A 12049-nucleotide genomic window follows, 5' to 3' on the forward strand; every position below is an offset into this window, starting at 1 on the left:
TCAGCCAAATGCACGTCTGATATTTTCCGAAAGAGCCTGAGCATTAAGCATTGCTAACATACTCAGGTGCTCCCCTGGGGTTGATTGCACGGCAACAGGCTGCTGGCTATATGGTTGATAGCCGCTCTTCAATTCACTTTCACCCTCAACCGCCAAACCTTTAGACGCACAAATTAAATTTATTTTACCTTTAAAAGCATCATACGGTTGATACCCTTGCCAGATTTCAATCTGTTTCTGCAATGCCAATAACTTATTTTCCAGTATCGTACTGAGTAAATCCGGATCAGCATTACCGAACTCGTTTTGCATCATTTTTAACAAGTCGTACTTTTTATTTTTCGTTGTTTTGTGCTGGCAACCATGTTCGTCCAGGGCCCGGGCTTTTGTTCTGCTGTGGAGCAGTTCAATCGCTTCATCTGCAAGTGAGTTGTTCTTGAGGGCCTTATCCTGATACAGGTAGCAATCAAGCAATACCAGCCCTACCTGCATACCACAAGCTTCCAGCTTTCTGGCTAATTCAAATGCGATACATCCACCGAACGAATGCCCCACTAAATATACAATATCACCTTTAGTGGAACACTGAATTTCCTGAGCACATACAGATATGATTTCGTCCAAATCATTATAGGTAATATTTATACCATCGACATCACCAAATTCAAATGATTTTATGGCGAATTCCTGTTTTAAATACTTTACACAGGGTATAAAAGACGAAGAATCCAGCCCTACTCCCGGAAAAAAGAACAGAGGGGGTTTGCCACTAGTGTCAGCCAAAGTAACAAATGGCTTCTCTGGACTAGCGGGCCCATGAGGCTTAGCCTGACGTTCTGCAAATTGGTAGTTTGTCTCGCTCTGCTGAGAAAGCTCGGAAGCCAATTCACCAGAGTCAGACATTGACTGAGCAAAAAGACATGATGCCAGGGATTCAATAGTGGGATTAGCATAAAGAACAGGGACTGGTAGCTCGATTGAGAAAGCAGAGCGTATCTCTACCATTAGTTTAATGGATAATAACGAATGCCCTCCCAACTCAAAGAAATTGTCCCTGATACCGATCGTCCTCTCATCAAGCTGTAGCAATCTTGCCCATATTTCTACAAGTAAAATTTCTGTTTGCGAACCAGGAGCAATGTACTCATCATCATTTTTATCACCAGTAAAGGCTGGAAGCTGTTTTTTGTCTATTTTGCCATTAGGTGTTAAAGGCCAATGCTCCACCAAAACAATACCGTCCGGTCTCATGTATTGTGGCACAGTGTTTTTCATTGCTTCATGTAACCATGATACCAGCCGCTGCTCAAAATCAGGTTTTACTGCAGGTTTGACGTAAGCCACTAATTTCTGCGACTCCCCCTGTTTCTGTACTACTACAAGGGCAGAATCCACATCAGTGATAGACTCCAAGGCGGCTGTGACTTCGGCAGGCTCAATACGAAAGCCTCGGATTTTAACCTGTTCATCCACTCTTCCCTCGAATAGCAGGTTACCATCAGGCAACAACTGAACTAAATCGCCACTGCGGTATATTCGCTTCGGTAATTGTTCGTACCGCTCGTTGTAATGTGGGTTTTCGATAAACCTCTCTTGCGTTTCTTCGCTTTGATTCAAATACCCCAACGCAATGCTATCCCCTCCGATAAAAAGTTCGCCGATTGCGCCAATTGGAAGAAACTCAAGGTTAGGACCCAACACCAATAGGCTGTAATTTGCATTGGCTTTACCAATTGGTATCGATTCGCCATCAGGTAACTCTTGCATACTAAAAGTGCAGGCAGTGATAGTGGCTTCTGTTGGCCCATAACTGTTTATCAGGGAAACAGCATGTTGGGTTTTATTAAAAAAATCCTGTGTAGCTCTATAGGGTAAGGCTTCTCCTCCGACAATGACCATTCGCAATAATGGCGACTCCACCACATCCTGTCCATAATTCAATTGCAGCCAGAATGAAGTAGGTAAACTCACCACGGAAATCCGATTTTTGCTACAAAAATCAGAAAAAGCACGAGCGCCTTCCAAACAAGATTCATCGCGCAGCACCAGTGTCGCACCATGACACAAAGCGCCAAAATACTCTTCGACAAAAATATCAAAAGCAATATTTGAAAACTGTAAAACCCTATCGTCCCTGTCAATGGCATAACACTCAGCTATATGTTGCTGGTAGTTAACGACAGCCTTATGTTGGATCATCACACCTTTTGGCTTACCGGTAGAGCCCGAGGTATAAAGCAGATACACCAGGTTAGTGCTGGTTAAATGACTGATGCGCGGATTGCAAACACTGAATTTAGCGACCTCATCATTACAAGAAAGTGCACCACCTTCAGTACAGAAAAGTGCTTCAAATTGCAGAATATGCGAATGTTCAGTTTCTTTCTGGAACTCTACCTTTTGCAATAACGCCTTTTGTACCAAAACGAGTTTTGGTTTTACATCAGCCATAATATAGTTGAGGCGTTCCTGCGGATAACTGGGATCCAACGGCACATAGGCCCCGCCAGCTTTGAGAATCGCCAGTATAGCCACCACCATTTCTGGCGAGCGATTGACACACAGTCCCACAAAGCTGTCCGGGGTAATCTCGTAATGGGCCAACAGATAATGAGCCAGTTGATTGGCTCTCTCGTTTAGCGCCTGATAGCTCAGTCTCTGCTTACCGTACACCAGAGCCGTTGCTTCTGGATGTGCGGCCGCCTGGGCTTCAAATAAATGATGAATGCACTGCTCCTGCGGATAAGCCCGGCGGGGCCCCGGTAACATGCTCAGTAACTGATGCGTTTCTTCGGCTGACAGCATCTCTAACGCGGCTAATCGGGTATCTGCTTCAGCTGCTGCGATTGACTGTAACATCTGCATCAGCTGGCCGTTCAATGCCGATATACGCTGCTCTGAAAACAGGGCAGTGTCATATACCCAGTCCAGTCCTACGCCCTGCTCACTAAGGCTTAAGGTAATATCTAAATCAAACTTGGCCTGTACATGACCGTCGCGGTACGCAGAGAAACTGACCTCAGGGAGTGCATAAGTCATTTCCTGACCGGATGTCTGCACCCCATAGTCATTATTACTGCTGAGCATTATCTGAAACAAAGGGCTGTGAGCCTGACTGCGGGGTATCTGCAAACGCTCCACCAGTTGCTCAAAAGGGACATCCTGATTCGCCTGTGCCTGCAGGTTCACTTCCCGAACATGCCGCAGATAATCCACCAGAGTCGCCTGGCGGGTATCCAGACGCAACACCAGTGTATTCACAAAAAAGCCTATCAGGGGTTCGACTTCCGCCTGCAGACGATTGGCCACCGGTGTGCCTATAACAATGTCATAGCTGTTGCTGTGGCGGGATAACACCAGTGACAGAGCACCGTGCAACAGCATAAAGGGAGTCATGTTGTAACGCCGTGCCAGTGCCTGTAATCGTCCGGCTACGTCACCATCAAGCTGGCCCTTCACCTGGGCTCCCTGATGTTGTTTTCTCACCGGGCGGCTGTGGTCCAGCGGTAAACTGTGTACCGCCGGCAGCTCTGCTAACTGTTCTGTCCAGTAAGCCAGTTGGGTTTCCAACAATTCGCCACTTAAGGTTTCCCGTTGCCAGCGGGCATAGTCTGCATACTGTATCGACAACGGTGCTAATGGATTATCCTGCCCCGCCTCATACGCCTGATACAGGCTGAAAAACTCCTGACTCAATACGTCCATCGACCAGCCATCTGAGGCGATATGATGCATGTTCAGCAACAACAGGCCGCTGTCGCTGCCGGTATGGATGTACCCCACCCGCAACATCAACTCCTGACTTAAATCAAACGGCTGCTCACAAATCTCAGAGCGGAAGGCACTCATCTGTTTGTCTTGTGTCTCACGCGTGAGACCTGACACATCCAGCTGACGCAAACTAAATGCTACCTCTGATAACGGCAGAATACGCTGTAACGCCTGACCGTCCCGCTCAAAATAGACGGTTCGAAGTACTTCGTGACGCTCGATGATGGTCTTAAACACCCCTTCAACCAACGTCAGGTCGAGACGACCTTTGACCTCAAACACTGAGGGCATGTGGTACTCCGGTGAGCCGCCCTGTAACTGGTCGATAAACCACAGCCGTTGCTGGGAAAAGGAGGTCTGCTCTGTTCCGTCAGGACGGGCTACCGCCGTTACCTTACTGCGCACAACCCCGCTCTGATTTTCATCCAGCCACTGGCCAATACCGGCGATACTGGGAAACTCATATAACGCCGGTACACTCACCTCCAGTGACAGCTGTTCCCGTATACGGGCTATCAGGCGTACCGACAGTAACGAATGTCCGCCCAGTTCAAAAAAATTAGCCGTGACACTGAGGCTGTCGGCTTCCAGTCCCAGTAAATCCGCCCAGATGGGCAACAGCGCTCGCTCCGTGGCGGTTCGCGGTGCCACATAGTCACGGACCTGACCTGCCAGAGCAAAATCCGGTAACGCCTTTTTATCGATTTTACCGTTGGGGGTCAGTGGCCATTGCACCACTGTCTGCATTATTTCCGGCACCATATAGGCCGGTAAACACTGCAGCAGATGCTGTTTGACGCGGGATAGCAGCTTCGGACCATCACTGACACCCTCCGCCAGTTTCAGCCAGGCCACCAGTTGCGGACTGCCCGCAATGTTCCGGGCCATGACCAACGAAGAATCAACGTAGTCCAACTGATTCAAAGTAGATGAAATTTCTCCGGGTTCAATGCGAAATCCTCGGATTTTTACCTGGTCGTCAGCTCGTCCTTCATAACATAGCGAACCATCAGATAACAATCGCACCAGATCACCAGTGCGATAGAGGGGGCCTGAAGAAAGCATTCCATCTGGCTGCGGGAAGGGATTGTTAATGAAGCGTTCAGTGGTCAGTAACTCCCGGTTCAAATACCCGCGAGCCACACCGGAGCCACCGATGTACAATTCACCAACAGCTCCCATCGGGGTCAAATTGCGCTGTGCATCCAGAACAAGTCCGTAAGTATTGGGCAGCATTCCGCCGAGATTGGGAGTGTCTCCGGTAATTTGTGTCCAACAACTATTAACCGTGCATTCAGTGGGGCCATATACATTGAAGGCTCTGTAAAGGTTATTGTTTTTGTCCTGCCAGCTCACCAAATCTTGCCATAAATCGTCATCGATAGCCTCTCCACCGATAACCAAATCCACATCTATTCTGGCATCAATCACACTTCCCGCGGGAGCTTGCATGCGCCAGAGAGACAATAAGGCAGGAGTGCAATCCAGCACGCCAATATTGTGCTGCTGAATTTGTCTTATCAGATAATTCAGATCTCTTTTCGCCTCATCCCCCAATATCACCAAACCCTGGCCCAGGCACAACTGTGTCAAACCCTGCACAGAAGCATCAAAGGCATATGAAGCAATCCAGCCCCAGTTTGAATCAACAGGTCCTTTCTCGCCTAACTGCAAAGACTTCATGCTTTGAGCCAGATTACTCACCCCACCATGTGTAACCATTACTCCCTTAGGTTTACCGGTAGAGCCTGATGTATAAATCACATAAGCCAAATCAGTTTTACCCGGTTGCACATGGGATACATCCGCTACCGGATAATGCTGCACCGCTTCAGGTAGGGCGTCCAATAACAATATTTCGGTATTGAAAGCTTCTACAACAGGTAAAACCGCTTTATGGCTCAGAATCAATTCAGCGGCGGTATCCTTTACCACATATTCAAGGCGTTCCTTAGGATACCCCGGATCCATAGGTACATAAGCCCCGCCAGCCTTAAGAATAGCCAAGATTCCAATAACAAGTTCAACTGAACGTTCAGTACATAAGCCCACAAGACTGTCAGGTTTGAGTTTATAGGTTTCCAGCAAGTAATGGGCTAGCTGGTTACTGCGCTGGTTTAATTCAGAAAATGTCAGTTTTTGATCTTCGCAAATCAGAGCAATCGCATCTGGTGTAACTGCAACTTGTTGTTCAAATAAACGTGAAATTGATTTCCAGTCAGTTGCTTCACTGTGCTGTCCTGATAATGCTTGAGTTAACAACTGAGCTTCATTTTTAGAATAAATACTGATATCAGTGAGGCGAACCTCTGACAGACGTGCAAATGCAGCGGTTTCCGCTTGTCTGGCAAACCAAGTTAGCAGATTGCACAAGTGTTGATTTAACCTTTCAATGTATTTTGCTTCGAACAAATTTTGGTTGTAAAGCCACTTAATTGCTACGCCGTTTTCATTGATACTTATATCAATTGTGATCTCAAATTTAGTTTGAACCTCTTGTTCTGCAGCCACTGAAAAAGTTAGTTCTGGCATTGGAAAACTGGCTGGCTCTTTCTCTGACACACCGAAGTCATTACTGGTAGTGAGCAATATCTGAAATACCGGTGAATAATGCTTGCTTCTGGGAATTTTAAGTGCGTCAACCAGTTGCTCAAAAGGAACATTTTGGTAAGTTTGCGCATCCAGGTGTAAATCACGAATATGATTAAAATACTGCGCTAAGGATTGGTGATTAACTTCAGCGGCTAACACCAACGTATTAGTGAAAAAACCTATTAAAGGCACCAGTTCTTCCTGAAGGCGATTGGCAATGGGTGTGCCAACCACAATTTTGTTTTGTTGGCTATGCCGGGCAAGGACCAGTGATAGCAAAGCATGTCCCAACATAAAAGGTGTTAAACGAAAATGTTTTGCAACTGACAATAAGGGTTGTGACACCGCTTTTGTCAGCCGTTTTTGCAGCGCCGCAGTGCTGACTTTAAGTCCGGCACTCCTGGGATTGCAGGTCACAAGCTCATGAACCGGGGGCGCATCCGCTAATTGTGACTTCCAGTAATCCAGCTGCCTGGCCAGCTCCTGCTCATTTAACCAGGTGCGTTGCCAACTCGCATAATCGCCGTATTGTAATTTCAGCTCTGCCAGCGGGCTGCTCTTGCCATTGGAATATGCCGAATACAACTGCATAAACTCTTTGATTAACAATTGGATTGACCAACCATCTGAGGCGATATGGTGCATGTTAAACAAAATCATGCCGCTATTATTGTCAATATCAACATAGCTAGCTTTAAGCATCAGGTCATTAGCCAAATCAAACACCTGACTAGCATTTTGTTTAATTAAGCTAGCCAGCGTTTCCTGCTTTATTTCTTCGGGCAAAGACCGTAAATCATGCTCAGCTAAAGAAAAATTAAATTCCTTGTTTATTCGCTGATAACCAACCCCGTCTTGTTCCACATAGACTGTACGCAATACCTCGTGTCGGGTAATTATCTCGCGAAACACATTCGCCAATATATCTTTGTTGATGCGTCCATTAACGTTTATGGCCGCCGGCATATTGTATTCAGGTGTCCCTGATTGTAGCTGGTCGATAAACCAGAGTCGCTGCTGCGCAAACGACATTGCTAATAACCCGTCTCGATCAACGGGCGAGATAGCGGCTTGCTCCTTGCCCATTGAATTTATTGAGGTTTGCTCAGTTAAATAGGCAATGATTTCCGTTTTCTTAGCCTTTACTTGTTCCTTGATACTTTCAGGAAAACTGTCAACTGTGAGTTTATATCCCAGCTTACCATCCTCACAGAACAGGAATACGCCAGCTTCGCTGGCGGTTTTAAGGAGTTTAGCAATACTCACAACCAGCCTTCCTCGGTTACGTCCTCTTCAACCGGCTTCTTCGCTACTTGCTGAGAATCCTGGTATTGTTGATACAGTAAAGCTAACTGTGCAATGGTTGGCGCATCAAACAGCTGACGGATACTAAACTCAACGTTCAACTCTTTACGCAGTACAGCAATAAACCGGGTGGCCAGCAGAGAATGTCCACCTAAATCAAAGAAGTTGTCATTCACTCCCACCTGCTCAACACCCAACAGACTCTGCCACAATTCGGCCAGCTGTAGCTCAAGTTCGTTGCGCGGTGCCACATAAGCCTGTTCGCTTTGCTGAGCAATATCCGGTAATCCCCGTCGGTCCAGTTTACCGTTAGCCGTCAATGGCAAAGCTGCCAGCAACATCATTCCCGAAGGTATCATATGCTCCGGTAATACCTGACCCAGGGCATGACTTATACCCTGTATTAAAGCCGACTCGTCTTCAGCTTCCTGACTCACCACATAGGCCACAAGCCGGGCCTGCTCACCTTCACCGGAGACCACAACCACTGCGTCTGACACGCCGGGATGCGCCTTTATCAATGAACTGACTTCGCCCGGCTCTATCCGGTAGCCCCGTATCTTAACCTGCTCATCGGCACGCCCGACAAACACCAGTTGGCTGTCTGCCGCATCCGACACACCCGCCTGCCAACGCACCAGGTCTCCGGTGCGATATAAGCGCTCACCTGCCACAAACGGGCTCGCTATAAAGCGCTCCGATGTCAGCGCCGGTCGGTTTAAATAGCCTTTGGCCACACAGGGGCCACCCACATACAGCTCACCCACCATGCCTTCGGCACACACCTGACGCTCACTGTCCAGCACGTACAAACGGGTATTGTCCATCGCCCGACCTATCGGTACCGAAACTGCGCCTTCATCAAGATTGTCTGCCTGTGCACTGAAGTCAAACAGGCTACAGCCCACCACCGTTTCCGTCGGACCGTAATGGTTGTATATCTGACTCCCGGGAAAACGCGCCTGTAACTGTCTGGCATCCCGTACACTCAGCGCTTCACCGCCTATCACAAAGACATGCTCTGCCGTCACTGTGCTGTCCGCATCCATCAGACTCAGCAGTCCTTTGACATGCATCGGGGTCATACGTATCAGATAGCGATGTGAATCCCCCTGATGCAGCTCCGTTGCCAGATGATTCAGCTCATCGCCGACACTCAGTAATCTCACACAGCCGCCCTGCATCAACGGCAGGAACAGACCGGGAATACTGATATCAAAACCATGAGAAGTGACCACCAGTGAGCCGTCACCGCCGGTCGGGTAATATGCCTCCAGACCAAACGCCAGATAATCCACTAAGCCACCGTGACTCACTTCCACACCTTTGGGGGTACCGGTGGAGCCGGAGGTATAAATGACATAGGCACTGTCTGTCAGTGTCGCTACTGGCTCCGGGTTGCTGTCGGCATAATCTGACAACACCCCTTCCCGGACAACATCATCCAGCATGAGTACATCCACGCTGGCTATCGGCAGACCCGACAACATACCAGCACTGGTCAGTACCAGCTCGACACCGGCATCTTCCAGTAACTGACTGATTCTGGCCGGTTTACTGGAGGGCTCTATCGGAATATAGGCCGCTCCGGCTTTCAGTACCCCTAACAGTCCCACCAGTAATTCCACTGAACGACTGACATACACCGCCACAAAGTCTCCGGCACCTGAGCCCTGCTCGCTCAGGTAGTCCGCCAACTGATTGGCATAACGGTTCAGGTCGCGATAACTGAGATTGCTGCACTCACCTGACTCTTCCTGATACCAGACCGCAACAGCATCCGGGGTCTGCGCTACCTGCGCCTCAAAACACGACACCAGGGTCTGCTGACGGCCTTCGCTGTTGTGCCTGCCTTCGCCCTGCTTCAGCATTCGCTCAGCATCCGCTTCACTCTGAATCGCAAATTCCGATAACAAACCATCAGGGCGTGCTACGATGCTGCGCAACAGTGACTCAAAGCCAGAGGCCATACGGGCTATGCTACTCTGTCTGAACAAACTGGTTTTATAGCTCCAGTTTAACAATAACCCCTGTTCAAATTCGATCCCGGTTAAATCGAAATCAAAGTGAGAGACATTCTGCTCTCTTTGCACAGGTTGTAACTGTGAATCACTTAATTCCAGCGAACCCGATTCCATGTTTTGTAATACAAATTTTATCTGAAATAACGGGCTATGCTGCTGAGTTCTTTCGGGGTTAAGTTCATCCACCAACATTTCAAAGGGCACATTTTGATGCTCAAATGCAGCCAATATATCCTGCTTTGAGCTGCTCAATAATTCCGAAAAACGCTCTTGCTTATCTAATTTAGTTCGAAACACCAGGTTGTTATTAAAAAACCCAATTAATGGCTCAACATCTTTGTGTAATCTACCAGCAACCGGCGACCCCACTACGATGTCAGTTTCTCCGCTCCATTTACCTAATAGCAAAGCAAATGCTGTTTGCAACAACATAAACAAACTAACACCATGGGACTGAGCAAGAGTATTCAGCTGTTGTAATAACTCGCTATCCACTTGTAGTTGCCACTGAGCCGACTGGTAATCTTGCTTTTTAGGTCTGGCAAAATCCAGGGGTAAGCTGTGAACAGTTGGTAATCCGTTGAGCTGCTGGCTCCAATACTGTAATTCTTGCTGCAATCGTTGCTGATCAAATGTATCGCGCTGCCAGGCTGCATAATCTGCATACTGCACTTTTAGCGGTGGTAAATTCGGCTTTTGCCCCTTTAATAACGCCTGATATATGGCCGAGAACTCTTTGACAAAAATCCCCGATGACCAACCATCTGATGCAATATGATGGGTCGTTATTAAAATCAAATGCTGTTGCTCTGCAATGGCACAATAAGCACTGCGCAACATCACATCCTTTTGTAAATCGAAACTGCGATTAGCTTCTTCGTTGATAAAACGCTGAATTTGTACTTCTTGGCTCTCCTGTGACCCTAATGGTAATTCGATAACAGGAACTTCAAATTCCTCATTAATCACCTGAATCGCCTGCCCATCCCAATCCTGGTAGGTAGTACGCAGGATCTCGTGGCGTTCCACCATAGTATTCAGAGCTTGTCGGAAACAAGACAAATTAAACTCACCACGCAACATGAACGCCGCCGGAATATTGTATTGAGCACTGCCACCTTCCATTTGGTCAATAAACCACAATCTCTGTTGAGAAAAAGACAGTGGTATCAAGTTCTCAGAGTCACGTTTCTCGAGTGCTAAATACGTGTTGGACATCAGGTTTTCAAGATGATGGCTCAATGCACGTATCTGCGGAAATTCAAAAATGGCTTTAATTGACACATCTTTATGCAATTGCTGACTGATAGCCGACACTAGTCTGGTAGCCAACAACGAATTGCCACCGGCCTCGAAGAAATTGTCCAGCACACTGATATTTTCCCGCTGCAAGATTGTTTGCCAGATTGCCTGCAACTTGATTTCCATTGCAGATTCAGCTGCCACATAATCGGCAGACTGCTGCTCTGCAGCCATCTTCAAAAGCGCTTTCCTGTCGATTTTATCATTGCTGGTTAAAGGCATACTGGCTACCACATGGAAGGTATTAGGTAGCATGTACTGAGGCAATGCTGTAGCGACATGCTCTGTCAAATTCAACTTAAGTGCCTCTTCACTCGAGTCGTTGTTTTGCTTTTCAACTGGCGTGACAAAAGCCAGAATTCGGGCTTCACCGCCGCTACTTTTGTCCAGTAATACAAGCGCTGTTTCAACAGCTGGATGGCTGGTGATACAGTGTTCAATTTCACCTAATTCCACGCGATAACCGCGCACTTTTACCTGATTGTCACCTCTGCCAATAAACTCAATTTGCCCGTCTGGTAAGTAACGTGCAAGGTCGCCACTGCGATAGCTATTAAACTCACCGAGTTCCGGCTTGGCGACAAATTTTTCAGCCGTCAATTCAGGATTATTCAGATATCCGCTGGTCACGTTAGGTCCACAAATATAAAGTTCACCCACCACTCCTCGTGGTACCGGATTTCCGTATTCGTCTAAAATGTGCATCGCAACATGCCCAAAAGGTTTTCCGATGCAGTGGGGCACATCCACAGGATTAACTTGTGGCATATAGCAGCTACTCAAAATGGCTGCTTCTGTGGGCCCATACAATTCCACAACTGTGACGCCGGGCAAATAGGCCATCAGATCTTCTATCAAGGATTTGGGAACGGCATCACCTCCCACCAAGACAACCCTAAGTTCAGGATAGAGCTGCCTGAAGTCGCCAATGCGAACCTGCTCCAGCCATAACTGCATCAGGCTAGGCACCGCATGAAAAATAGTTGCCTGACGGGTTAAGGCGATCAGCTGATTTAACTGCTGCACCGTTTTTCTGGCAATCAGTTGAGTTGTCC

The 12049-nt window shown here is 47.7% G+C and carries 2 protein-coding genes (1 of these 2 running past the window's edge); both read right to left on the bottom strand.

The window, feature by feature from the left end:
• Entirely contained in the window at positions 1-7629 is a 7629-nt protein-coding gene (locus ACXAD8_RS07290) for an amino acid adenylation domain-containing protein (protein WP_475226694.1), read from the bottom strand.
• Positions 7626-12049, bottom strand: the final stretch of a protein-coding gene (locus tag ACXAD8_RS07295) for a non-ribosomal peptide synthase/polyketide synthase (RefSeq protein WP_475226696.1). It continues 11890 nt past the right edge of the window; only the last 4424 of its 16314 coding nucleotides appear in the window; its start codon lies beyond the right edge, outside the window; the stop codon is at positions 7626-7628. Before ACXAD8_RS07295 ends, ACXAD8_RS07290 begins: the two co-directional genes overlap by 4 nt.

The organism is Planctobacterium sp. AWH2_060 (assembly GCF_056158425.1).